Origin of the sequence: Psychrobacter piscatorii (assembly GCF_001444505.1) — a bacterium.
Taxonomy (GTDB): domain Bacteria; phylum Pseudomonadota; class Gammaproteobacteria; order Pseudomonadales; family Moraxellaceae; genus Psychrobacter; species Psychrobacter piscatorii_B.
In genome coordinates, this window is the sequence record NZ_LNDJ01000002.1 from 1 (window position 1) to 26,702 (window position 26,702).

20 protein-coding genes and 1 riboswitch are annotated in these 26,702 nt (G+C 46.4%); of the genes, 4 read left to right on the plus strand and 16 right to left on the minus strand.

Annotated features, from left to right (window positions below):
• Positions 1–67 precede the first annotated feature (67 nt).
• From phoU to pstS, 5 genes are all read right to left on the minus strand, one after another.
• Positions 68–850 (minus strand): phosphate signaling complex protein PhoU, encoded by a 783-nt coding sequence (gene phoU, locus AS194_RS00685; RefSeq protein ID WP_058023580.1) that lies wholly within the window; start codon positions 848–850, stop codon positions 68–70.
• Positions 851–950: 100 nt separating this feature from the next.
• Positions 951–1,871 carry a phosphate ABC transporter ATP-binding protein PstB gene (pstB, locus tag AS194_RS00690; RefSeq protein WP_058023581.1) on the minus strand — a complete coding sequence of 307 codons (921 nt, stop codon included), beginning with the start codon at positions 1,869–1,871 and terminating at the stop codon, positions 951–953.
• A 77-nt stretch (positions 1,872–1,948) separates the two neighbouring features.
• Positions 1,949–2,761 (minus strand): phosphate ABC transporter permease PstA, encoded by an 813-nt coding sequence (pstA, locus tag AS194_RS00695; RefSeq protein ID WP_413771700.1) that lies wholly within the window; start codon positions 2,759–2,761, stop codon positions 1,949–1,951.
• A 153-nt stretch (positions 2,762–2,914) separates the two neighbouring features.
• On the minus strand, positions 2,915–3,868 hold the full coding sequence (gene pstC, locus AS194_RS00700) for a phosphate ABC transporter permease subunit PstC (RefSeq protein WP_058023582.1): 954 nt from the start codon (positions 3,866–3,868) through the stop codon (positions 2,915–2,917).
• A gap of 219 nt (positions 3,869–4,087) precedes the next feature.
• Positions 4,088–5,260, minus strand: a complete 1,173-nt coding sequence (pstS, locus tag AS194_RS00705; RefSeq protein ID WP_058023583.1) for a phosphate ABC transporter substrate-binding protein PstS — start codon at positions 5,258–5,260, stop codon at positions 4,088–4,090.
• 292 nt (positions 5,261–5,552) lie between these two features.
• Positions 5,553–5,708: riboswitch (TPP riboswitch) on the plus strand.
• Between the two features lie 246 nt (positions 5,709–5,954).
• Between pstS and thiC the strand changes: the two genes are divergently transcribed.
• Entirely contained in the window at positions 5,955–8,081 is a 2,127-nt protein-coding gene (gene thiC, locus AS194_RS00710; protein ID WP_227511546.1) for a phosphomethylpyrimidine synthase ThiC, read from the plus strand.
• Positions 8,082–8,155: 74 nt separating this feature from the next.
• Here the strand turns inward: thiC and AS194_RS00715 are convergent, their stop codons facing one another.
• Both AS194_RS00715 and AS194_RS00720 read right to left on the minus strand, forming a co-directional pair.
• Positions 8,156–9,046: a fructose bisphosphate aldolase gene (locus tag AS194_RS00715; protein WP_058023584.1), complete on the minus strand. Its 891-nt coding sequence runs from the start codon at positions 9,044–9,046 to the stop codon at positions 8,156–8,158.
• A gap of 177 nt (positions 9,047–9,223) precedes the next feature.
• Complete coding sequence (locus AS194_RS00720; protein WP_058023585.1) at positions 9,224–10,072, minus strand: hypothetical protein; 849 nt, start codon at positions 10,070–10,072, stop codon at positions 9,224–9,226.
• 361 nt (positions 10,073–10,433) lie between these two features.
• On the opposite strand from AS194_RS00720, the gene AS194_RS00725 reads away from it, so the two are divergent.
• Genes AS194_RS00725 through AS194_RS00735 form a run of 3 tightly spaced genes read left to right on the plus strand, consistent with a single transcriptional unit; the run spans position 10,434 to position 13,913 of the window.
• Positions 10,434–12,347: an ABC transporter ATP-binding protein gene (locus tag AS194_RS00725; RefSeq protein ID WP_058023586.1), complete on the plus strand. Its 1,914-nt coding sequence runs from the start codon at positions 10,434–10,436 to the stop codon at positions 12,345–12,347.
• Between the two features lie 37 nt (positions 12,348–12,384).
• Entirely contained in the window at positions 12,385–13,275 is an 891-nt protein-coding gene (locus AS194_RS00730) for an alpha/beta fold hydrolase (protein WP_058023587.1), read from the plus strand.
• A 20-nt stretch (positions 13,276–13,295) separates the two neighbouring features.
• Positions 13,296–13,913, plus strand: a complete 618-nt coding sequence (locus tag AS194_RS00735) for an alpha-ketoglutarate-dependent dioxygenase AlkB family protein (protein ID WP_058023588.1) — start codon at positions 13,296–13,298, stop codon at positions 13,911–13,913.
• 32 nt (positions 13,914–13,945) lie between these two features.
• Here AS194_RS00735 and AS194_RS00740 read toward each other — a convergent pair whose 3' ends face one another.
• The 9 genes from AS194_RS00740 to AS194_RS00780 form a co-directional block, all read right to left on the minus strand.
• Positions 13,946–14,830 (minus strand): EcsC family protein, encoded by an 885-nt coding sequence (locus AS194_RS00740; RefSeq protein WP_058023589.1) that lies wholly within the window; start codon positions 14,828–14,830, stop codon positions 13,946–13,948.
• A 164-nt stretch (positions 14,831–14,994) separates the two neighbouring features.
• Complete coding sequence (locus AS194_RS00745) at positions 14,995–16,020, minus strand: NADP-dependent oxidoreductase (protein ID WP_058023590.1); 1,026 nt, start codon at positions 16,018–16,020, stop codon at positions 14,995–14,997.
• 178 nt (positions 16,021–16,198) lie between these two features.
• Positions 16,199–16,954 (minus strand): endonuclease/exonuclease/phosphatase family protein, encoded by a 756-nt coding sequence (locus AS194_RS00750; RefSeq protein ID WP_058023591.1) that lies wholly within the window; start codon positions 16,952–16,954, stop codon positions 16,199–16,201.
• 214 nt (positions 16,955–17,168) lie between these two features.
• Positions 17,169–18,146, minus strand: coding sequence for an ABC transporter ATP-binding protein (locus tag AS194_RS00755; RefSeq protein WP_227511547.1), 978 nt, complete (start codon positions 18,144–18,146; stop codon positions 17,169–17,171).
• Complete coding sequence (locus tag AS194_RS00760) at positions 18,147–19,088, minus strand: ABC transporter permease (RefSeq protein WP_058023592.1); 942 nt, start codon at positions 19,086–19,088, stop codon at positions 18,147–18,149.
• 61 nt (positions 19,089–19,149) lie between these two features.
• Positions 19,150–20,175: an ABC transporter substrate-binding protein gene (locus AS194_RS00765; RefSeq protein WP_058023593.1), complete on the minus strand. Its 1,026-nt coding sequence runs from the start codon at positions 20,173–20,175 to the stop codon at positions 19,150–19,152.
• 137 nt (positions 20,176–20,312) lie between these two features.
• On the minus strand, positions 20,313–22,142 hold the full coding sequence (gene atzF, locus AS194_RS00770; RefSeq protein WP_058023594.1) for an allophanate hydrolase: 1,830 nt from the start codon (positions 22,140–22,142) through the stop codon (positions 20,313–20,315).
• 76 nt (positions 22,143–22,218) lie between these two features.
• Positions 22,219–25,860, minus strand: coding sequence for an urea carboxylase (gene uca / locus AS194_RS00775; protein ID WP_058023595.1), 3,642 nt, complete (start codon positions 25,858–25,860; stop codon positions 22,219–22,221).
• Positions 25,861–25,912: 52 nt separating this feature from the next.
• Positions 25,913–26,614 (minus strand): urea amidolyase associated protein UAAP2, encoded by a 702-nt coding sequence (locus AS194_RS00780; RefSeq protein ID WP_083499553.1) that lies wholly within the window; start codon positions 26,612–26,614, stop codon positions 25,913–25,915.
• Positions 26,615–26,702 lie beyond the last annotated feature (88 nt).

Sequence of the window (26,702 nt, forward strand, 5' to 3'; positions counted from 1 at the left end):
AGCATGAATTTTGTCCATTACACCGTAAGCGCGTTTTTTACGTAAGAAGACTATTTTGCTTGCGTTATTAGTCGTCATTACTTTCTAAAGCTTCGTAGTCGTCGACTGACATCGTGCTCACTTGACGAGCAGCCAGACGATCATTGGCTTCTTGCACTGCTTTTTCGACCATGGCGTAGTCTGAATGGCGTACATCTTGACCACTGATATAGTTGATGACCAGCTCGGCCACGTTTTGCGCATGATCACCGATGCGTTCAAGCGAGCGCAAAATCCACATGATATTGATAACCTTTGAGACTTGTCTTGAGTCTTCCATGATATAGGTCATCAATGCTCGGATAGCAGATTGATATTCATTATTGACCACACTGTCATTGCGCATGACCTCAAACGCTTGCTCAGCATTCGATTGACTAAAGGCTTCTAGTGCGTTGTTAAGCATCAGTCTTACCTGATTGCTCAAATGCTGTACCTCAGCATAGCCGTAAGACGATTTGCCTTGTGCCGCGATTCTGCTGGCCATTTTCGCGATTTTTACGGCTTCATCGCCAATACGCTCCAAATCTACCACGCCTTTACTGATCGACATAACCAGACGCAAATCTCCTGCGGCAGGTTGACGCTTAGCAACCAACAATAAAATATGTTCATCGAGCTCAACCTCCATGCGGTTGATATCAAAATCCATCTCGATGACCTCTTGCGCCAGTGTCTCGTCTCTATCAATAAGTGCATGAATCGCTTTGGCCACTTGGTTGGCAGCACTATCACCCATGTATAAGAACAAACGGATGGCTTCATCAAGATCTTGGTCAAAACTTTTGGAGATATGCTTGTCACTTTGCATAAGAGGTATTCCCTGAAATCTATATTTTAGTAGCGCGATATGCTGGTTGAGTGAAACGACCCAACTTCAGTATTAGCTCTTCAGTACTAATTAATCGGCCCTAGCCATAGCGACCAGTAATATAATCTTCTGTCGCAGTTTGGGTAGGTTTGGTAAAGATCTGATCAGTCTCACCCATCTCGATCATATCGCCTAGATACATATAGACGGTATAGTCTGATACCCGCGCCGCTTGCTGCATGTTGTGGGTAACAATGGCGATGGTATAGTCGTTTTTGAGATCTTCTATCAGATCTTCGATAGCGCCCGTCGAGATAGGGTCAAGCGCAGACGTTGGCTCATCGAGCAGCAATACTTCAGGCTTGGTTGCGACACTACGGGCAATACACAGACGCTGCTGCTGACCACCTGATAGCGACAGGCCGGATGCTTTTAGTTTGTCTTTCACTTCTGGCCACAGTGCTGATTTTTTTAGTGCCCACTCCACGCGCTCATCCACTTCGCTTTTGCTGAGCTTCTCATAGAGTTTGACACCAAAGGCAACATTGTCATAGATCGACATGGGAAACGGGGTTGGCTTTTGAAATACCATACCGACCTGCGCGCGTAGCAAATTGACATCGATGTCTTTGCCCAAAATATTGCGCCCATCAAGATTGATAGCACCCTCTGCACGCATCCCTGGATAGAGATCATACATGCGGTTAAAGGTACGTAGCAGCGTCGATTTGCCGCAACCTGACGGACCAATGAACGCCGTTACTTTCTTTTCTGCGATATCGATATTGATGTTTTTTAATGCCTGAAAATCATCGTAGTAAAAGTTGAGATCGCGGACTTCCATTTTTGCTTTGGGCATGTTTTTGGGCATATCATGAATACTTTGCTTGGTGAAGTCAGCAGTATTGGGTTGCTGCGATTGCGCACTATGAGACGCGGTTCTATTTAACAAGCTGTCTGTTGTACTGTTAAAGCGATCAGCCGTTGTTTCTGTGCGGGCTTTGCTTACGACATCATTCATAATATTATCCAACCTAGCTTAGTGTATTTCGTATAAATATAAGTAAATGCTTGGTATCTTTGCAGCGATATCTGTCTTTATTTGACCTGACCGCGATTGCCAATAAATCTTGCCAAAATATTCAATACCAAGACAGACGCTGTGATCAGCAGCGCGGCTGCCCATGCCAGTGTGTGCCAGTTATCATAAGGACTCATCGCAAACTGATAGATGGTATTGGGTAAGTTGGCAATTGGCTGACCCATATCGGTACTGAAATACTGATTATTGAGGGCGGTAAATAGCAATGGCGCCGTCTCACCAGTGATACGAGCAAAAGCCAAAAGCACCCCTGTCGTCAGTCCCGCTTTGGCAGCTTTGATAGTCACTTGCGTCACCATTTTCCACTTGGGCGTGCCAAGTGCATAAGCCGCTTCGCGTAAGCTATTGGGCACCAGATTCAGCATATTCTCTGTGGTACGTACGACGACTGGAATGACGATCAATGCCAATGCCAATGCGCCTGCCCAACCAGAGAAATTTTGACCTTTGACCATTAAAGCATATATAAACAGACCAATGACAATGGATGGTGCCGATAATAAAATATCGTTCAAAAAACGGGTCACTTTGCCAAGCATGCTGCCTTTAGAGAATTCAGATAAATAAATACCAGTCATCAGGCCAATAGGCGCACCAATGAATAATCCTGAAAATGCCAGCATCACCGAACCGACGATCGCATTGCGCAAACCACCTGAGCTCATCGGCGGCGGCGTATCAGCGGTAAAAATTGGCAGCTGCACCATACCTTGAAAGCCTTCAATAAACAGCGTCACCAAGATCCATGATAACCAAAATAAGCCAAACACCATGGCTGACATGGCAAACCCCAAACCCAGCTTATTCATCCAGCGACGTTTGTTGTACAGACTCTTGTTATAACGCCCCACGCTGCCTGGCTTGGTGGTCATGGACGCATTCATCGCATTGTTAGCAGCCATACTATTTATTTCCCATATCTTTTATCAATATCAATCGAGATCCAATAACTATGCTTAGGCTTATCGGTTACCTGCTTTGTGATCCATGCGCATGAGCATCAGTTTGGCCAACGACAGCACGATGAAGGTGATGATAAACAAGATTAAGCCCAGATGCAGTAAAGACGCTAGATGCAGCTCACTTGACGCTTCGGCAAACTCGTTGGCCAATGCTGAGGTGATGGTTACACCAGAAGTAAATAGACTTGGGCTGATATTGAACGCATTACCGATCAAGAAAGTCACTGCCATGGTTTCACCGAGCGCACGACCAAGTCCCAAAATCACGCCACCAACGACACCCGCTTTGGTATAAGGCAGGATAATCTTGAACATCACTTCCCACGTCGTCGCACCCATACCGTAGGCCGACTCTTTGAGTAGATCTGGCACCACAGAGAAAACATCACGCATGGTGGCGGCGATAAAAGGGATAATCATGATGGCAAGTACCAAGGACGCGGTAAACATCCCTAGTCCCATGGGTGCGCCTGTAAACAGCTTACCGATGATCGGTAGCGGGCCAACATGCTCAATAAACCATGGCTGAATGTGCTCACCAAAGAAAGGCGCAAAGACAAACAAGCCCCACATACCATAAATGATAGAAGGAATACCTGCCAACAGCTCAATCGCAATACCAAGGGGTTTTTTAAGGAACTTTGGACACATTTCGGTCAAAAATATCGCAATACCAAAACTGACTGGTACAGCGATAACAATCGCGATAAATGACGTCACCAAGGTGCCATAAATAGGCGCGAGCGCCCCGTACTCATTGGCAACCGTATCCCAATTATTACTGGTATAAAACCCCAGACCAAACTCTTGGATACTCGGCCACGCCCCAACAATCAGAGACACCAAAATGCCCCCTAACGATAGGAGGACGAGTATGGCAAACGCTTTGGTAGAGTTGACAAATAAAGCGTCGTAACGTTTTTGTTTAGCCAGTTGGGACCTTAAGTCTGTCATAAGTGTCTCAGCATTGAATGGGTGAATTCAAAAAACCAGGGGGTTCATTTCGTTTTATGACAGCAAACGCAACTTGTATCCGTACTAATGGTTATCGTGAAACATAGCGATTAGTGTTTTGGTCAAATTTGCTGTGATAAAACCTCTCAAACCACTACCGGAGAATAGTGGCTTAAGAGGAAATCAAAAAGTCATTAAGCAGCAGCTTGTACAGATCGTTTATTGCGCTGGCTTATAAACAGGCTGTCCATCGCTACCTTTGACCTCATTCCATTTCTCTTTGAATAGAGCCACTGCTGTATCAGAGAATGGGACATAATCTAGCGCCATGGCATCATCATCACCTTGGGTATACGCCCAGTCAAAGAAGTTCAACACGCCAGCGACTTGCTGAGGATTCTCTGGTTGCTTGTGTACTAAGATGAAAGTAGCAGCAGCGATTGGCCATGCTTGATCCGTCTCAGAGTTGGTGATGACTTTATAAAAGCCTTCTTGTTGTGACCAATCGATGTCACCAGCGGCGGCAAAGGTTTCAGCAGATGGCTGCACGATATTGCCCGCGGCATTTTTAAGCGCGGCATGTGACATGTTGTTTTGCTTGGCGTAGGCATACTCCACATAGCCGATAGAATTTTTCATGCGGTTGACGTAGCTTGAGACGCCCTCATTACCTTTACCACCTGCACCAGTCGCAGAGGTTGGCCACTTAACGGTTTTATCAACACCAACGCTGTCTTTCCAATCTGGTGATACCTTGGCGAGATAATCGGTAAAGTTAAAAGTCGTACCTGAACCGTCTGAGCGGAATACTGTGGTGATGGCGGCATCTGGCAAAGTCAAATCTGGGTTCATGGCTTTGATCGCAGGATCATTCCAGTTATTGATTTTACCCAGATAGATATTGGCTAAGGTTTCACCATCTAGCTTTAACTGACCTGGCTCAACGCCATCAATGTTAACGATTGGCACAACGCCACCAATCACGGTTGGGAACTGGATAAGACCAGACTCTTCAAGCTCTTCAGGTGTCAATGGCGCGTCAGAAGCACCAAAATCGACGGTTTTTGATTGGATTTGTTTGATACCACCAGATGAACCAATAGATTGATAGTTGACTTGGCCACCTGTGGCAGCGTTATAGTCATAAGACCATTTGGCATAGATCGGCTGCGGGAATGATGCGCCTGCACCTGTGATATTCATGGCGATGTCTTCAGCAGATTTGAAACCCGTGTCAGCAGAAGGCGTTGCCTGAGTCTGAGTGGTGGTTTCAGCCGTGGTAGCGGCGCTACTGGTCGTATCAGCAGCTGGTTCTGCCGTCTCTGTTGACTTATTACACGCCGTAAGCATTAATGTACAACTAACGGCCACTGCTAATAACGAATAACGCATGTAGGACTCCTGAAATTTAACAACGATATAAAAAAGCATTGTTTGTGATATGAGCGTTATCTTGCCAAATCTTTATGACAGTTTAATGACAACCTCTCAAATCCTGCATTCGCTTTACACAATATTTAGCCATCGCCTATAAGTATCAGTAATATCAAGGAATTTTAATTATTATCAATAGCTCCTGTTCTTTGTATCCATGCTAAATAGCAAAATAAGCGCCTGATATTTTCATCCAAATTCCATTAGCCGTTAACGTAGAATTTTGTTAGTATGAAGAAGATTTACAACACTGACAGACTCGGGGTGCGGTGTAGCATTGGCCTACTTTATTAAACGTTTATAGTTAAACATTGATAAAAGTAGCCACCTATCTACATTCGCTGAGAGATCACCCGCCGAACCTGATGCGGTTAGTACCGACGCAGGGAAGTCTTAAGCACGTTGTTATTGATGACAACGGACGCGTAGAAATACCTTTTTATCATCGCTATTGTCTAACGATGCACGTCGCATACGTAGATAACGAGAGAAGATAGAAAGCGGCGTCCACTATTTGATGACCATTAACCGCGACAATTTCTTTGCTCGCTGTTAGGTGTTGATAATATAAATTTGTCTGAATGACGAGTGTTTGCCCCGCAGCTACTGGCGGTGTTGCTTTTATTTAAAAACCAACACGCTAGGACAGCATATGACTATTTCAAACAGCAGCTCTTTTGACAGTGCCTCTTTTGACAGTGCCTCAGCGGCATCACAAGTCCAAACGCACAACCCAGCCGATAACATACCTCTCGTATCAGACACCAAAGCCGATAAAAAAGCCGACGCGCTAAAGACACCTGCCCACCGCGCCGCCAGTGATGCACGCTTTGAAGAAGACGCGCGCGACTTACACCGTATCCTACCCGCCTCGCGCAAAGTCTATATCGAAGGCTCACGACCTGACATCCAAGTACCCATGCGTGAAATCAGCTTGGCGGATACGCCTGTTGGCGGTACGGGTGATAAGGATGGCGAGCACAATCCGCCTTTTTATGTGTACGATACTTCAGGTGTGTACACTGACCCCAATGTCGAGATTGATCTGACCCGCGGTCTACCCAAACTGCGTGAAAACTGGATCGCTGAGCGCGGTGATACCGAGCAACTAAGCGGTCTGTCTAGCTCGTACGGGCAAGCGCGTGCTCGCGATATCAGTACTGCCAACCTCAGGTTTGCCCATATTGACAAACCGCGCCGTGCCAAAGCAGGGAAAAACGTCACGCAGATGTACTACGCGCGTCGCGGCATCATTACCCCTGAGATGGAATATATCGCGATACGTGAGACGCAAAAGCAGCATGAGCTGACCGACATGCGCCAACATGATGGCGAGAGCTTTGGTGCCAATACGCCCAAAATTATCACCCCTGAGTTTGTCCGTGATGAAGTAGCCGCTGGACGCGCAATTATCCCCAACAACATCAACCACCCTGAATCTGAGCCAATGATTATCGGGCGCAACTTTTTGGTAAAAATCAATGCCAATATCGGCAACTCAGCGCTCGGCTCATCGATTGATGAAGAAGTCTCCAAAATGACATGGGCCACGCGTTGGGGCGCGGATACCATCATGGATTTGTCCACGGGCAATCACATTCACGAAACCCGCGAATGGCTAATCCGTAACTCGCCTGTGCCGATTGGTACCGTACCCATTTATCAAGCCTTAGAAAAAGTAGATGGCGTCGCTGAAGATCTGACGTGGGAAATCTTCCGTGATACGTTGATCGAGCAAGCCGAGCAAGGTGTGGATTACTTCACCATTCACGCCGGCGTCCTGCTTCGCTATGTACCGCTCACCGCAAAACGCCTAACGGGTATCGTCTCACGCGGCGGCTCTATCATGGCACAGTGGTGTCTGGCGCATCACAAAGAGAGCTTTTTATACACGCATTTTGAAGATATCTGCGAGATTATGAAGCAATACGATGTGGCGTTCAGTCTAGGTGATGGCTTACGCCCCGGCTGCTTGCAAGATGCCAATGATGAAGCGCAGTTCGGTGAGCTACGCACCCTTGGAGAATTGACCAAAGTGGCATGGGAGCACGATGTACAGGTCATGATTGAAGGCCCTGGACACGTGGCGATGAACCGTATCAAAGAAAACATGGACTTGCAGCTTGAGCTGTGTGCTGACGCGCCGTTTTATACCTTGGGCCCATTAACGACTGACATCGCACCGGGTTATGACCACATTACTAGTGCGATTGGTGCGGCGATGATTGGCTGGTTTGGTACCGCGATGCTATGCTATGTCACACCAAAAGAGCACTTAGGGCTACCAAACAAAAAAGACGTCAAAGACGGCATTATTACCTATAAAATCGCTGCACACGCCGCCGACCTTGCCAAAGGTCACCCTGGTGCACAGGCGCGTGATAATGCGCTATCCAAAGCGCGCTTTGAATTCCGCTGGGATGATCAGTTCAATCTGGCGCTCGACCCTGATACCGCGCGCGAATATCACGATGAAACGTTGCCAAAAGATGCGCATAAATCGGCACACTTTTGCTCTATGTGTGGTCCGAAGTTTTGCTCCATGAAAATCACGCAAAACGTGCGTGAGTATGCAGCAGGACTGGACAAAGACGCCGCCAACCAAAAAGTGACGCCGCAATCAGGCGACTTAAGCGATGATGATCATTTGATCAAAAAAGTCGATACAGAACTGGTCGGACAAGTAGGCGAAGCCAGTGCTGAAGAAGTCCGTCAAGGCATGGCTGAGATGATGGAAAAATACAACAAGGAAGGACGCCAGTTATATAAAGAGGTATAAGCTTTTTTATTATAGTAAAAAGCCCAAACCTGACTATCAGGTTTGGGCTTTTTTAGTTTATGTATTTAGTAATATCAAACCTTCGACGCCTGATAAATCTCCTCAATCGACGTATTAATGGTATCGGCAAACTCTTCGTCGCTTTGCTGCTTACTCAACCCTTCGGTAAAGGCGCGCGAGAAGCTGGCAATCATACCGGGGTTTTGTTTGAGCTTCGCGCACGCATCAGTGCGGCTATAACCGCCTGATAGCGCCACGACTTTGAGCACTTTTGGATGGTCAACCAGTTCCTGATAAAATCCTGCTTCCTCAGGCAATGTCAGCTTGAGCATTACTTGCTGTTCGTCATTTAAGCGTTCCAGATTACGCAAAATATTGGCTTTTAATAGCACTTCGCAATCATGCTTTTGGGCACTATCAATATTGACCTCTGGTTCAACGATTGGCATCAAGCCTTTTGAGATGATTTGCTTTGCCACATCAAACTGCTGCTGTACAACGAGCTCAATACCATCGACATTTGGCTCATAAATGACTGAGCGCATCTTGGTACCAAATACTGGATAGTTCTTGGCTTTATCTAGCAACAGGTCTAGATTAGGCATCGGCTTCATGACTTGGACGCCGCTCATCTGCTCCGCCAAACCTTTATCTACTTTCAAGAATGGAACGATTTGCTTGTCTTCCCACAAATAGTTGGCGGTCGACTTACCATTGACGTCGCGCTCCATGGTATCTTCAAATAAGATCGCACCAAGCACACGCTCATTGTCAAAACAGTCGCACGTCATGATACGGGCACGCATCTCATGCACCAAATCAAACATGGCCTCATCATTCTCATACTCATCGCCGCTGATGCCGTAATTCTCTAAAGCCTTTGGTGTGCTGCCACCACTTTGGTCGAGCGCAGCGATAAACCCTGAACCGTCTTTTATGCGCTGTAACTGATTGTCGTATTCCATTGAAAGTACATCCTATTTTTATTGAGTGAAATTAAACATTATAAATCAAGCTTTCTATCACCTATATAAGGTCTGCTATTTGTAGATGACCTTATCATAGGATGATAAGTATGCCTATATAGAAAACGTGACAACTTTGCTAAAAATTCTACTGTATCCTTCTTTGGACAACATATCTCACGCCAAAAATAAGACGCCCACACAGCATACTGCGAGTAGCAGTCCCACCAAATTGATGCGATTGAGTCGTTCTTTAAACACGCCCACTCCGATCAATGTGGCGACTGCGATGACACCCACGTTCATCCCCGTAAACACAATACTGGGTGAATCGGAGAGCACTTGATGGGCTCTGACATAAGCATAAATATTACCCATATTCAGCGCGCCAAGTAGCAATCCAGCGACAAGGGCGTCTGCCTGCCAGCGCACCCGAGTGACGAGCAGATAGACGAGTAATAATAAACCTGCGACTCCAAAACTCACAAACAGTGTCAACGGAAAAGCAGTACCCTGCTTGGCAACCTGCTTAAACAAGATATCGATGATGCCGTAACCCGCCCATACACCGAATAACCACAGCGGTGTGTATTTTGTTTGCTTAGGGGTATCTGTCTGCTGTGGTCGATAAACCAGTGCTCCTAGCGCCAAAAATCCAAGCACCAATCCCAGCACACGCGTACCTGTCAGCACCTCACCAAATAGCAAAAAAGCGGCAATGATCGGAATAATCAATGATAAGCGCTGGGAGGCATCCGTTGCCACCATACCCACCGCCTCAATAGCACGTCCAAGAATGATAAACACGGCCGGTAGCAAGATCCCAAGCGCGATGATGATGCCCCAAGCACTGTCTAGCGCATTTATGGCGCCGACATCAGGCTTCAATAAAATCCACGTCAATAAAAAAGCGACGGGATAACCTGCGACAATGGTCTGACGAATATCCATTTTCTTTTGGCGTAGTATTTTTAAAAGCACTGAAACAGCGACGCTACACAGCACCGCAATGGTTAGATACATCATTAAGGCCTACCTTTTGAACCCTAGTACTGGGTATTTATTGTCCGTACACTGGTGGCGCAGCATCAAGTAAGCCGCTTTGTATTCAACTGATTTCATTAAAAAATATGATTACAACGCTCATCATTCGATCAACTAAGCCAGTTGCGGTCTAGAAGGTAGCAAAATATATTTTTGACAGCAATCTATTTATCCGTATTTCCACGCGTGTTATTGGCAATAACGTATCAACCAAAAGCACTATGCATGGGTAAATTACAATTTACTGCACGCCTGATTGCCAAGTTTTGATAAAATACCCTGCTATTTTATTAACATAAGTAACGACTCAAAACCGCTCTGGTTTGACGTATTATTGCCGCCTATGAACGCTCTATTTCGCTTTTTTGAATCCCGTCTCCCTGCCTTTCCTGAAACGCCTATGCCATTACCTCGTAAGGGGTTATTGAGATTTTTGTGGGCCTGTACGCATGGTTTGCGTGGCTGGCTGTTCTTATTTATGATCCTCTCCGCTGGCGTCGGGGTCTATGAGGCCATGCTGTTTGCATGGATTGGCAACTTGGTGGATTGGCTGGGTGCTTATACCCCGCAGACGTTGTGGGCAGAAAAAAGAGATATGCTGCTGCTGATGTTTGCCGTCTTGATCCTCAGTCCTTTTTGGATTGCCATGTCCTCCTTGATACATTTTCAGGTCATTCAGGGCGTGTTTCCAATGCAAATGCGCTGGCGTTTTCATCGCCGCATGCTCGGACAATCGATGCAGTTTTATCAAGACGAGTTTTCAGGACGTGTCTCAGCAAAGGTGATGCAAACGGCATTGGCCGTGCGTGATACAGTGATGACCATCACCGATATGATGATGTATGTGGTGGTGTATTTTGTCACCACGGGTGTGATTTTATTTAATCTGGACAGCTTGCTGCTCATTCCATTTGCGGTTTGGTTTGTACTGTTTGGGCTTGCCATGTGGTACTTTATTCCGCGCCTCAAACGTACGGCCATTGTCCAAGCGGATGCCCGTGCGTTGATGACCGGGCGCATCACCGATGCTTATGCCAATATCATGACCGTCAAGCTGTTTAGCCACTCGCAGCGCGAATTGGGTTATGCCAAATACGCGATGAATCAGTTTTTGGGTACGGTACACGCACAGATGCGCTGGGTCAGCTATCTTGAGGTCGTCAACCATGCCATCAGTGTGACTCTGATTGGCTCGACTGCAGCTATCGGTGTATATTTGTGGCAACAAGGTGATGTTGGTGTTGGTGCGATTGCCGCAGCGACTGCTATGGCACTGCGTTTGAATGGTTTGACCCACTGGATTATGTGGCAGACCACCAGTTTGTTTGAGAGTATTGGTACGGTACAAGATGGTATGCGTACTCTATCAGCCCCGCAAAAAATCGTCGATAAACCTAATGCGCAAACACTAACGGTCACTGATGGTCGTATTGTCTTTGATCATATTGATTTTGGTTACGAAGAGGATATGAGCGCTGCCGATGATGAAGGCGCGCGCGTCGATGAGGCGCACACTGCAGGTACCGCACTGGCGAGCAACCGTGTGAAGCTGCTAGATGACTTTTATTTGGACATCAAACCAGGTGAAAAAATCGGTCTGGTCGGACGCTCAGGCGCTGGCAAATCAACCTTGGTGAATTTACTACTACGCTTCTTTGATGTCGATAGTAGCAAAATCTTTATTGATGGACAGGCAATTGATGAGGTCACTCAAGAGTCACTGCGCCAGCAAATTGGTATGGTGACCCAAGACACCTCATTATTGCATCGTACCATCCGTGAAAACATTGCTTATGGTCGTCCAGATGCCACCGATGCTGAAATTATTGAAGCCACTAAGCAAGCCCAAGCATGGGACTTTATCAAAGACTTAAGCGATGACAAAGGCAACACCGACCTTGATACCCAGGTCGGTGAGCGCGGCGTCAAACTCTCAGGTGGTCAGCGCCAGCGTATCGCCATCTCCCGCGTAATGCTGAAAAACGCACCAATTTTGCTGCTTGATGAAGCCACGAGTGCCCTTGACTCTGAAATCGAATTTGCCATTACTGAAAGCTTAAACGACATGATGACTGGCAAAACCGTGATTGCCATTGCCCACCGTTTATCAACCATTGCGGCACTGGATCGACTAGTAGTGATGGACAAAGGGCGCATCATTGAACAAGGCAGTCACGAGGCGCTGCTCGCACGCGATGGCGTCTATGCTAAATTATGGCAACGTCAAAGCGGTGGGTTTTTAGGTGAAGACAACTAAGACCTATCAAAATAAATCACAAGGAAGTGTTTATTTTATGGAAGCATTTACAAACAGCATCAATCTTGATGGTAAAAAAGCACGTTACTATCATCTTAGCCAGCTCAATCAGTCAGTTCAAACAGATAACCATCGCCGCACACCCGCGCATTTTTATGGTGGTAATAGTTTCACCGTTGGTACCTATACGCCATTGCTAAATGAGCTGGCAACTGAGTTTGATATCAGCTCACTTGCCCTGCGTGGCTATTGGTATGACAAACCGCACAGCCGTCGTCTAACGCGTGAGCAAGATGCTGACCTGCTTATTGAGTTTTTAGAAAAAACACAAGATAAGCCTGTCGTCGGTATCGGACATTCACAAGGCGCAACCGCCACAGCCATGGCAGCAGCCAAACGTCCAGAGCTGTTTTCGCAGCTATATCTGATAGAGCCTGTCACGTTCACTAAAAATCAAGCCACCTTGTATAATCTGTTACCGCGTTCTATCCTACTGAGCCGTGAGCCTTTCAAAAGCACAGTAAATCGGCAATCTACGTGGCCAAGTGTCGATGCTTATTATGACAACTTGCGTGCGCAGCGTGCTTATAGACGAATCAGTGATGAACACTTGCAGATATTTGCCGAACAGAGCTCGAGCAAAAACCCAGATGATAGCTACACGCTTATATTTGCTCCAGAGCAAGAGCTGGCCAATTATTTTGCCGCACCTCATATCGATGCCGCACTCAAAAAACTGCGCTGTCCTTACACGCTGATTACCGGTAAGCCTACCTTATTCATCAATGATAAAGTACGACAACAATGGCAAAAATTTGTGCCTGATAGCAGCATCATCTCCTTAATAGACTATGGTCACCTGCTGCCAATGGAAGCGCCCAAACTGTGTGCTCAGATCATTCAAGAGCACTATCAACGCAGCAAATAATGAGAGATAACTATTGATCTATGACTGACCTTTTTGCGCCCGCACCCACAGATAATATATTGCCCTATGATGGTAATGTAAACGATCTAGGCATAGTCATAAACGATGCCAATACCCTATACGATACATTGCTAAATGGGTTGCCTTGGCAATCGGATATAGTGACGTTATTTGGTAAAACTCATGTGACGACTCGCCAAATTGTCTGGATGGGAGACACGGATGCAGATTACCAGTATTCAGGGCACACGCGACAGACAATACCATGGTCAGATATAGTGCTCCATGTGAAACAACATGTAGAAAAAGCGTTGGCAGACATCGGTATTGCAGCGCATTTCAACACCTGCTTGCTCAACTATTATCCAACTGGCACTGATGGCATGGGCTATCATGCCGATGATGAAAAAGAGCTCGGTCATCAACCAATCATTGCGTCTCTCTCCCTTGGTGCCACCCGCAAATTTGTTTTTAAGCACAAAAAAACTCAAGAAAAAGTCGCGCTTTATCTTGAGTCTGGACAATTAATCGTCATGCATGGGGACACACAGCGCTTTTGGAAGCATACAATCACGAAAACAAAAACAGTCGATACTGGACGGATTAGCCTGACATTTCGTCAAATGCTTGCAAACTAAAACTGCCATGGTCAGGTTGAGTAAACGATTACCTATGCAATGCGATCTAAAAAACGTTCACGGTAGCATTGATACGCCGCTTCACAGACATTGGCCGTATAGTTGGCATTAACACCGCCTGCCACTACTGCACCCACCGCAGGAATGATTTGCGCGGCTTTCGTTTTGACCATATTGGTGGCCACTTTGGTTGCTGTTTGACGGAGTACTCGCGACATGACCTCTTCATTAATCTGATTAAATGTCTGCGTTTCTGGATCTTTAATCATCGCACGGGTATCATCCAGTGCTGCTTTGCGCGCTTCAGCAGAGGCAGAAGTAGCCACCGCCAACAAAGACATGGCAAACAACTGCTCGCTTTTATCACTCATGTCAAAGCCATAGCAAGTCGCATACTCTCCAATGGCGCGTAGATTGGCAGTGATAAGGCCCACTATATCAGCAGGAATACCTACCCAGCCAACCACCCCTGTCGTCACACCTTGCGCACTGGTGAGCGCGACATATTTACTTTTAAGAAGTTTGACTTGTTTATCGACAACCGCAATTGGTAGATGTTTAATATCAGAAAGCGTCTTGATTGACGAGCCTTCAATATCAGGCTCCTCTTGATAGCTCTCGATAACGTCTTGAATGTTCAATGTCCAATTGGCAGCATTACTCAAAGTACTGATGGTTTGCTCAGTTGCTTTTTTTAAGGCATCGCCGAATTGCGGCACATCCATTAATGCATCACCTGCCGCGACAATAGGCGTATTAAGGACCGCAAAAGCTTTGTCCAAAACGCCTTTATCAGGGTTTTTCCATGCTTCTATTTCTTCACGCACTTGCGCTTCATAGGCGACATGATCCGTGACTTTTTCGTCTGTTTTTTTATTCTCTGTATCTTTATTTTCAATGTCTTTATTCATAGTCATAGAACATCCTTTGTTATTACTTCATTTATCAGCGTGTCTCTCACTATCCTACAGCAGACAACATTAGAGAGTAGGCCTGTTGTGTTGTCAGAGACACCATTCTTGTAGAGTTTTATGAAGTACGTAAAGGATCCTATGATTTTTAAAAAACTGGTTAGCGCCCCTTATTCAGAAGCAGCAAGGACAATTTTTCCGAATGCATCGCCCTTTTGTAGCTCATGGTGCGCGGCTACCACTTCTGATAAAGGATAGATTTTTTGGATTTTTAAGGTTAATTGACCATCAGCAACGAGCTGTAAAACACGCGCCATATCGTCACCACTACGCTGCGCTTTATAACCTGATACTTCTAGGTTTTTCTCTTTGCCAGCTTCTTTGAGTTTATCGACCCAAATGGTTGGCAACACATTCACGCGCGCGCCCGATTTGAGCACACTCAGGGCGCGCACGCCAGCATCATCGCCAACCAAGTCAAGCAATACATCAGCTTGCAAATCAGGAAAATCCTCATCTTTGGTATAATCGATCCAGCCTGCCAGCTTGTCAGTATCGATAAGCTCACCGAGCTTGGCACATTTTTCTGGTGAGCAAATGACTGTGACTTTGATATCATCACGGCTCACTTTGTCCATTAACAACTGTATTAATAAGTGACCGACGCCGCCTGCTGGTGCATTGATTACGACATGCTCACCCTCTTTGATATCTGCAAATTCCACAAACTGTAGCGCTGTTTGCCCAATGCACGGCAATGCCCCTGCTTGCTCTAATGTGACATTTTCTGGCACTTTGGCCAGCATTTTGGTGTCTACCGCCACGTACTGCGCATAGCAACCACCAGTAAAGGTCAAGGCGGCAACGCGATCTCCAATAGCGAACTCATCGCTATTGCTATCAACCACTGTACCTGATACGTCAAACCCTAAAATAGCAGGCTGGTCGTTATCGAATTTTTGTTTTTGTATATTTTCTGCGCCCCAGCCTTTGCCTTGGCGGGTTTTATAATCGACAGGGTTGATACCGGCGTAGGCGACTTTGACCAATACCTGATCGTCCTGTAATTCAGGGATATCGACACCATCCTGATATATCATTACTTCTGGTTCACCGAATTCACGTATCAGCGCAGCGTGCTGGGTATTGGGGCGTTGAGGTTGCTGATTGTTGTCATTAGTAGCTGGCGTTGCCATTGCAGAATATCCTTATATTTTGTTCATTAGGGCATGGTTACTATTTATCTTACGTTAGGTGACTATTTCATAAGGGACGATTTTAGTCGATAGTATTTTTGCTAAAAAAATGTTTTAGTCTCGATAGATTATCAAGGCAGTGCATCCGAGCAAGTTACCACCAAATATTAAGAAAGTATTAAGGCAGCATCAGTTCTGCACTAATCGGCAAATGATCCGACAGTGATGACCATGGCTTTCCACTATGTACCCACGCGTTTTTGACGACCAAATTACGCAGATAGATACGATCTAAACTGAGCACTGGCAGTTTTGCTGGGAATGTCGGTAGCAGTTTGCCATGACAATGTTTAAATGCTTCTATCATGCCAAGCTCGGTAGCCAGTTTGTCGCAAGACATTTTTTTCCAATCGTTAAAATCGCCTGCCAAGATGAGCGGTTGATCAGGTGCAATCTCATTTTTTACATAATCGCTGATGGCCTGATATTGCTTGATACGATCGCGCTCAAATAAATTCAGATGCGCACATAGCACCACGACTGGCCGCTCCCAACCGATAGGCTGCACTTCACAGTGCAGGACGCCGCGCTGCTCCAGCCTATTAACAGTAATATTGACGTTGTGTTTTGGGTCTAATGGGAATCGGCTTAATACGGCATTGCCGTGATGACCATTCTCGTATTCTGAATTTTTGCCATAGCTATTTTCTAGATCTAAAAACTCGCCAAACCACTCATGCTGAGACTGATTAGGGTACTCATTGTATTGCATATTACGTTTGAGGTTTTGTCCCTGCACTTCTTGTAGACACAATATATCCGCACCCACAGTTTCTAGCGCTTGAGCAATGCCTTGCATTTTCACCTGACGGTTCAGAGGTGACATGCCTTTGTGAATGTTGTAGCTGGTTAAAATAAAAGAGGTGGTAGTCATAAAAAGGTCGATAAGCAAATGAATACGCTACTGAGTATAACAGCAGTCGTATTTATCAGCAGCAGTTAATCAAATATAATCGGTAATCGTCTTGCTAAGTGAGGCTGATATCGCATGACGCGGTCATGCACAATAAAGAGGATACATAACCGTGGCACGGTATCACTGACAACGATGATAATTAGTAACTATATGATTTTTTTAGCCGCTAATATCAATGATTGACCTGCTGATCTTTTTTATCCAAAGGAACCATACGCGGAATATCTGGCATCTCAGCCAAAGCAGGATCGAAGTCCGGCTGTGGCTGCGGATTGTGAACGATATTGTTGATACGAGCTTTCAATTGCAAAAATCGGCTGTCCGTGACAATATCAGGGGCACGCGGCCGTGCAAGTGGTACTTCGATAATGTCTTGCACCTCACCGGGATTGGCTTTTAATACCACAATGCGATCTGAGAGCAGCACTGCCTCGTCCATATCATGCGTGATAAACACAATAGTAATGTCGATATTGCGCCAGAGATCCAGCAGATGCTTTTGCATCTTTTGGCGAGTATACGGATCAAGCGCGCCAAAGGGCTCATCCATGATGAGTACTTTGGGTTCATTGATGAGCGCTCGTGCAATAGCGACACGTTGCTTCATGCCTCCTGACAGCTGATGCGGGTAATGGTTTTCATATTTGCTCAGACCCACGATATCCAACCATTCACGGGCGCTACGCTCGGCGTTTGACTTACTACGGCCTTCCATAATGGGACCAAACATGACATTTTGTTTGACGGTTTTCCAAGGAAATAAGGTATAACCCTGAAAGACCATACCACGGCTAGCGCTCGGCCCTTTGACCACTTCTTTATCAACGATTACCTCGCCACTTGGATAAGCGTCCAAACCTGCAATGATGCGTCCTAACGTCGACTTGCCACAACCTGATGGACCAATCACGCAAACAAACTCACGCTCATGAATCTGCAAACTGACATCTTGTAGGATTACCTTTTTACTGCCGCCTTGGTCAAATGATTGCGTCAGCTTATCTACCTGTAACACCACGTCTCGCTGGTAGAGCGCTTTGAAATACTCATCAGTTGTCCTGTGAGAGCTAGTGTGAGCCTTGTCTATTGAAGCACTATTTATTGAAGCACTGTCTACTGAGCCTGAAGCGGTCATATTATTAGTCATCATTTAAATACTCGCTTTCCATTTGAAGAGTTTTTTACCAAGCTGGTACAACAAAATATCTGTCCCTAGCCCAATAAACCCAATGAGAAGAATACCTGCATAGACATTATCGAACTGCTGATAACGGGCTTGTTGCACAATAAACCATGTGATGCCTGAGGTCGTCCCTATCAGCTCGGCGACAATCAGATACGTCCATGCCCAGCCTAATAGCACACGCAAGTCTCGATAGACGTCAGGCAGTACAGCAGGCAGTAGCACATAAAAGAAGCTTTTGAGTTTGGTAGTACCAAGGGTATATCCCGCTTCAATCAAGCTAAGATCCATCGTACGGGTGGTATTAGCAATAATTAAAATCTGCTGAAACAAAGTCCCAATCACAATGATGGCAATTTTAGGACCATCGTAAATACCCAGTATGGCGACCGCTAAAGGGCCAAATGCAGGTGCTGGCAGGTAGCGAAAAAACTCGACAAATGGCTGCGTGATCTGGGCGATTTTTTGAGAAAACCCACAAATTAGCCCTAGTGGAATACCAACGATTGATGAGAGAAGAAAAGCAATAAATACGGTACGTATACTTTGCCAAAGGCTCTCATGTAACCACGGACCATCCGCTTGCGCAGGCGGCGTGACAAAAGCGGTAAACATTGCTGTGGCCACCTCGTCAGGCGCTGGCAGATAGATTGGGTTGACCAGTTTGCCTTGTGGCAGTGGCGCATCAGATGCCCTCGCGTCCTGCGCTTCTTGATAGAATACCGACCTATCAATGCGGCTGCCTTCTTGTAGATAAGTGCTCGCACCTGCCTCAGTGATTTCAACTTGCGGATGCCAAATAAAAGGCAGATAGCTGACCGCACACCATAATAAGATTGGAATCAAAAATGAGAGCACATTGAGCCCAAGTTTAGTTTTCTTGGTGAGATGTTTATTGATATGACTCATGAGCTACCCTCTAAGATGATGATGACGACACAGTAACTACTAGATTAAATATCGCTTAACCTTACTGAGTAATTAGGTTGGGATAGATCAATTTATCGATATCTAGCTGTTGATCATAAATCTGATTGTCAATATTGAACTGGTTGACGTGATAGCTTGAGCCATAGATAGAGCTCAGCGCATCAGACTTTTCAAAAACCTTTTTGTTGTCTTCTAAACTCATTAGCTTCGTCCCATTCAAAAAGTCTTTATATTGCTCAGCAGGAACATTGACCTTGTTGGACATAATGCTAATCGCATCGTCTCTAGTAGCGGGGTCATTGATGTAGTTAACGACTTTGCCCCATACTTGGATAATTTTGGCATATTCAGCTTTGTGCGCAGATAAACTGGCGGGACTGACCGCTAAAGTGTCATAAATAAGCCCCGGCTTGTCCGCTGAGGTATAGATAGCCTTTGCGCTCGGTACGTTTTTTAGCGCTTGATTGGCATTGGGCTGCCAGATAGAAACGGCATCAATACTGTCATTGGTGAAGACTTGTGGCAGCTCGTTGGTGGTGGCATTCACTAGTGTCACATCCGCTTCCGTGAGGCCGTTGTCAGTCAGCGCACTATTGAGCAGTAGATGATCAACCAAGCCTTTTTCAACCCCAATCGATTTACCTTTTAGGTCCGCTATGCTCGTGATACCGGGCTTTGCAATGATCTGATCATTACCTGCCGAATAGTCGTTGACCAAGATAATGATACCTTCACTACCGCTCGCTGCGTTGACAAGGTTGTCACCATTGGTCACAGAAATAGCGTCTAATTGGTTGGAGGCAAAAGCAGATAACGAGGCCGAGTAATCAAACCACTGAAACTCAACATTCACACCAGCTTCATCAAACCAGCCTTTATCAATCGCAATCTGCCAAGCCACCCAGCCAGGCCAATCACTGTAACCGATAGAAATCGGATCATCATTTGCGGCAGTGACTTTTTCTGATGTCGCCTCGCCTTCAGGTGCAGATACGGTGGCAGTATTGTCACAACCAAATAGCATAAAGCTTGAGAGAATGGCAAAAGTAAATAAGCGTCGATTCATGAGTCTTACTCCTTGAATATAGACAGTCTCATTATGAGAGTGTCTGCTGATAAGTGTTTGCGATGCCATTAGGGAAAATGACATCGCAAGCGCTGCTGTTTTAGATCATGCGTAAATTTGTGCGTCTACTATCTGCTCTAAACAATAGGTTCAGACTGTTTGGCGATGTACGCCCTCCAGCCACCAAATCGGGTCACATCGGTACTGCCTTCAAAACCATATGGTTCGCAAATAAAGCTTTTCACCCAGCGACCGTCTGCCAGCTCAACGTTGCCGATACCTAATGGCGCAGGTACCTCGTTAACGATTTCGCCAAACCTTGCGGTAGGAATACGCCAGACTTCTACCTCGATGGCGCGTCCGTCGCTATGGCGCATAAGTCCCGGCTTGGCAGGTGTTGCTCCTGCTAAGGCGAACAGCTGATAGGTCGCTGCCGTTTGAGTTTGTTCGGACAACACACCGCCGCGATCGGTCAGCTGATAGTTGAGCGGCATACCGCTCAAATGCGCCCCAACCACTGCTAATTCCACACTGCTATCATTAGAAAATACGATACTAAGCGGTATAAGCGATGGCGATTTATCAGATTGAGCTGTTTCTATTTGAGATGTGTCAGCTTGATAATGATGCTGAGATGTTCCTATCGGTATATTGAGGGCAGCTTGCCACTGATGACCAAAATTGGCCAAGGCTTCATCGTGCCAAGCCATCGAGATAAAAGTGACGCCACGCGGCAATCCGTCATCAGTAATCACATTCGGTAAAGCCAATGCCGACAAGTCAGCCAAATTCACAAAATTGGTATACGCGCCCATGTGACTGTTCTTGGTTAATGGATCAGCATTGACGGCATCGATGGTATAGATAGTCGGTGCGGTAGGTACCATTAAGGCATCAAATTCAGACATCACTTGCTGAATTTGGCGGCTGAGTGCAGCGCGCGTATACTCAGCGCTCATCGCATCGACGGCGCTATAATCATCGGCTTGGCTAATGATTTGACGGGTAATAGGTAGCAGCTCATCACGCGCCACAAGCTGCTCGACTGCAAAGGTACGTTCACTGACCCAGCTGTCGTTATAGAGTGCATCGGCCAACTCATTAAAGACCGTAAAATCTATCAGCGCGACCTCATAACCCATCGTCTGTAGCTGCGTGATGGCTCTCTCAAAAGCCTGTTCTGACTTGGTATCACCGTAGAACTCTAAAGTATCAGGAATCGCGACTTTGCCAAGACTAAAGGCAGCTGGCGTAGTGGCAGGATGGACACGGCTATAATCATCCTCTGCATCATAGCCTTCCATCACCTGAGCTACTTGCCATGCATCATCAACGCCAAGCGCGAAAATAGAGATAACGTCATGCAAGCGACAAGCGGGAATGAGACCCGTACTAGATAGCCAGCCTTTGGTTGGCTTTAGACCTACGATATTGTTGTGCCCAGCAGGCACACGTCCAGAACCTGCTGTATCTGTACCTAGAGCGAAAGGCACATTGCCATTGGCAACACTTACTGCGGAGCCTGAGCTTGAGCCGCCACTAATATATTCAGAATTGAAACTGTTGGCCACTGCCCCATAAGGTGAGCGTGTACCTACCAATCCTGTCGCGAACTGGTCAAGATTGGTTTTACCGATAACGATAGCGCCTGCGGCTTTAAGCTTAGCAATCACATGGGCGTCTTTGTCAGCCAAATAAAAAGGCGCGGTACATCCTGCCGTGGTATAAAATCCTGCCACATCGATGTTGTCTTTTACCGCAAACGGTATGCCGTATAATGGTAAATCTTTGGGGTTTTGCGGCGCGATACTTTCAATCTGTGCGGTAAGTTGCTCAGGAGTAGCAATCTCAATCCAAGCGTTGTTATCATTGTCAATATTTGCCACATACTCCAGCAAGTCGCTGAGCTGAATGTGACCGTTGCAATAGCCGCTTTGCCAATCGTTAATCGTCCAATTCTTTTGCATGAGTGTTCTCTCTTATTCTCAAATATGATTGTCGGTATTTGCTGACTATCGACCAGATGTATCCTTACAAAACCTGCTAGATCGCGATGTCTGTTACCTGCGCTTCGTTAACAGCAACGGGTGCCAGTACAAATAAAGGCTGCTCGGGTTTCACCGTCATGCCAATCTCAATCTCGATACTCACGACCTGCATGGCAACAGGTGAGACAATCGGTATCTCAATTTTCATCGCTTCTATGATCGCCAGAGTCTGGCCTTCATCGATGACATCGCCTACCGCACAAGAGATCTTCCAGACGCTACCCATCATGTGCGCGTTGACGACTATGCCGCCTTCGGGCACGGTGATATCTGATAACACCTCCACTGTGTCAATATCTTCGCCAATATACTGATCCAGCCCTTGTTGTTTCCAGCGTTGTCGTTCAGCATCAAAGTTAGCCTGCTGCTGATCTTTAAATGTCTGGATACTGTCTTTGTTCTCATGCAACATGTCGTAATACTCAGCGAGATTGAGAACGCTGTCCTCGACCTCAATCGCCAGCTCACCTGCTTTGAATGCCGTACGCATTGATAGCAACTTTTCTTCACTGACTTCATAAAAGCGAATCTGATCAAAAAATCGCAGTAGCCAGGGTTTTTCGGCTTCAAAACTCGGGTGCGAGCGATAACGGTTCCAGATTTGTAGCGTTCTACCAACGAACTGATAACCGCCTGGGCCTTCCATGCCATAGATGCACATATAAGCACCGCCGATGCCTACGGCGTTCTCTGGTGTCCACGTTCTGGCTGGATTGTATTTGGTGGTGACCAAGCGATGTCTTGGATCAAGTGGCGTGGCAACAGGCGCACCGAGATAAACATCGCCGAGTCCCATGACTAAATAACTGGCGTCATAGACAATGTCTTTGACCGCTTGAGCAGAGGCCAAACCATTGATACGTCTGATAAACTCGATATTGTCAGGGCACCAAGGCGCATCAGGGTAGACCAGTTGCTGGTATTTCTCCGTTGCCAGTTTGGTCTGTGAATCCGCCCATGCCATGGGGAGATGGACGATTCTAGAAGGTACTTGCATATGCTTGATATCAGGTAACGCGTTTTCTGCGTCTTTGAGCATCGCTAGTAGATCGGTTTGTGACAATTTCAATGAGTGGTAATGGACCAACAATGAGCGAATGCCCGGGGTCAAATCGATGATGGCATCAATCTGCTGCGCTTGTAGCCACTCCATTAATGCCTGAACGCGGAAGCGTAATTGCAAATCAAGTACCTGCTCACCATATTCAACCAATAGATAACTGTCGCCTGCAGGACGATAGACTGCTTTTGGCTGCTCACTATTGATAGGTAATGTATCCAATATGGCTGTCTGCAATGTAGTCTTATCTGTCGTGATGGGTAAATCATAATCCACCAAATCACAGTGATCAGCACGCAGCATATCGTCATAACGTTGATGGAGCTTTGCAGCTTGCTCATAACTGACTGGTACAAACTGTACTCGATCACCCGCTTTTAGCTGGCCCATTTTCCAACGCTCACCGGCGACGATAACGCTTAAGCAAACAAATCCGCCTAAGCTTGGACCGTCAGGACCCAAAATAATCGGCATGTCACCAGTAAAGTCAATCGCTCCAACCGCATAGGCATTGTCATGGATGTTTGATGGATGTAAACCTGCTTCGCCACCATCTTCACGTGCCCATTCAGGTTTAGGTCCAACCAAACGGATACCGGTACGGCTAGAGTTGTGATGCACCTCCCATTCATGTCCAAAGAACTGCGTCACATCAGCATCGGTAAAGAAATCTGGCGCGCCATGTGGCCCATACATCACCGCGATTTGCCATACCCCATCAAACTTTGGTCGCTGTGCAATAGGTAATACGTTGATATCGTTAGCTATGTCGTACTGTTTAATCGGTAACATATCGCCGATGAGCAAATTACGACCAGCGTGTCCACCAAACTGACCTAAACTGAAGGTCGCTTGACTGCCCAAATATTCAGGGACCCCTATACCCCCTTTGATAGCAATATAGCTGCGACAGCCTGAGGTGATATTGCCACAAACAAGCGTTTGACCTTTATTCACTGTGATGGTTTGCCACATTTGCTGTACTTCGCCATCCAGCGTACATGCCATTTCACCGCCAGTGATGGCGATTTGACTGTCACAATGGAACCGCAGTGTCGGTCCGGTGACCACACACTCAAGACCCGCGGTATTAAATGGATTGTCCAAAAGCTGATTGGCCGTGTTGAGGCTCAAACCATCTATCGCCCCTGATGGTGGTACGCCCACATCCCAGTAGCCCTGACGACCGAGTACATCTTGCACCGCTGTCTGTACGCCTGACTGTAGTACTTCTATTTTTTGGCTAAGCCAAGTAAAGCTATTCAAAAACCGAGTCGTTTGCTTGCCTTCACCAAACGTCTCTGAGGCTACGATCTGCTGCAAATACTCGAGATTGGTCTCAAGACCTGCCATGCGTGACACTGATAAGCATTGACTCATCTTCGTCAGTGCTTGCATGCGATCAGGCGCTGTAACGATAATTTTTGCCAGCATCGGGTCGTAAAAGGCTGATATCTCACTACCTGTTTCTATCCAAGTCTCCACCCGCGCTGCTGTATCAAAATAGGCATCTGTCAAAATACCCGTGCTCGGCTGAAAGCTTTTGATAGGATCTTCAGCATATAGACGAACCTGAATCGAGTGTCCTGATGTCTGTAGTGGCAGTTCTGGCAATATAAAATCGCCTGCTGCCAGCTCAATCATCCAGCGCACCAAATCTACCTGATAAATCTCTTCGGTAACCCCATGCTCAACTTGTAAGCGGGTATTCACTTCCAAAAAGTAAAACGCTTGGGTCGATACATCCATCACAAACTCAACGGTACCAGCAGAGCGATAGTTGACCTGCTGCATCAATTGGGTCGCCACCTGTTGCAGGTTTTGTCTTTGTGCATCTGATAATAGCGGCGCTGGCGTCTCTTCAATGACCTTTTGATTGCGCCTTTGGATAGAGCAATCACGCTCACCCAAAGTGATGATATTACCTGCCCCGTCACCGAATACTTGCACCTCAATATGACGAGCATGTTCTACAAACTTTTCAAGATAAAGACCTGCATCACTAAAGTTGCTTTGCGCCAAATGATGCACAGAGTCATAAGCGTCTTTTAGCTCAGTCTCATTCCAGACTAGGCGCATGCCGATACCACCGCCGCCTGCCGTACTTTTTAGCATCACAGGGTAGCCAATGCGCTCAGCCTCACGTAATGCTTCGTCTATATCTTGTAGCAGCTCGCTACCCGGTAACAAGGGCACTTGGCTCTCAATAGCCAGCTTACGAGCCGTATGCTTGAGTCCAAAGCTCAGTAGCTGCTCAGATGTCGGCCCAATAAAAGCGATCCCAGCATCACTGCAGCGGTCACAGAAGGTCGCGTTTTCTGACAAAAACCCATAGCCAGGATGAATCGCTTCAGCACCTGAATCGATCGCTGCTTGCAATACTTTATCCATATTTAAATAGCTGTCACTGGCAGGTCCAGAGCCGATATTTATGGCTTCATCCGCCTGACTGACATGTAGTGAGCCACGATCCACATCGGTATAGACAGCGACTGAACCAACCCCCATCTCGTTTAGCGTGCGTATAATTCGGCAAGCGATAGCACCGCGATTGGCAATCAATACTTTATTAAACATCACAGTTTCCTCAATTTTTTATGTATACAGGGTCGTTCACTCTACAAACGATTTACTCATAGATCACAAGCTCAATGGGTGTCGGGTTATAGCCATTGCAGGGATTGTTGAGCTGAGGACAATTTGATATGAGGACAATCATGTCCATGTGTGCGGTGATATCGACATATTTACCCGGTGCTGAGATACCATCATCGAATGCCAAACTGCCATCTGGAGTGATGGGTACATTCATAAAAAAATTGATATTGGGTCCAACATTACGTAGGGTCAGATCATATTTTTGCGCGATTGGGTGCGTTGCTATGGTGTGCATAAAGTTGTTGCGGCAGCTGTGCATGGGATAAGTGTCATGCGCGTAACGCACGGTATTACTCTCGCATGAACAAGCACCGCCCAAAGTGTCATGGCGACCACAAGTATCATCGGTAATAGTGGCAATAACGCGCCCTTTGTTGGTAAACAGCTGGCTGCCTTTTTCCAAAAACAGCTTTTGGTTTTGTGCCAACGTATCCGTGGCGCTATAGCGCTCGACCGTATCCGCACATCTGATAAATAACGTATCAACTGCCTGATTGCCTTTGGTATCTACAATGCGTAATGTCTGTCCTTGTTTGACCTCTGCCATCCAACCGTCTCCAGCCGCGCAAACCTCGCGCTGTTTGATGTGCTTGAGATCGGTTGACTCTAAAGCTATTGATACTGGACTTTGCGTAGATTCATTTTTATTCTTGATGTCATTATTTATTGTCATGAGCGTGCTCTCTTATCTTAGTTGGTATGACTGTTTTTAAACGTGATGGATCCAGATATAAATCAAATGGATCTATATAAAGGCGTTT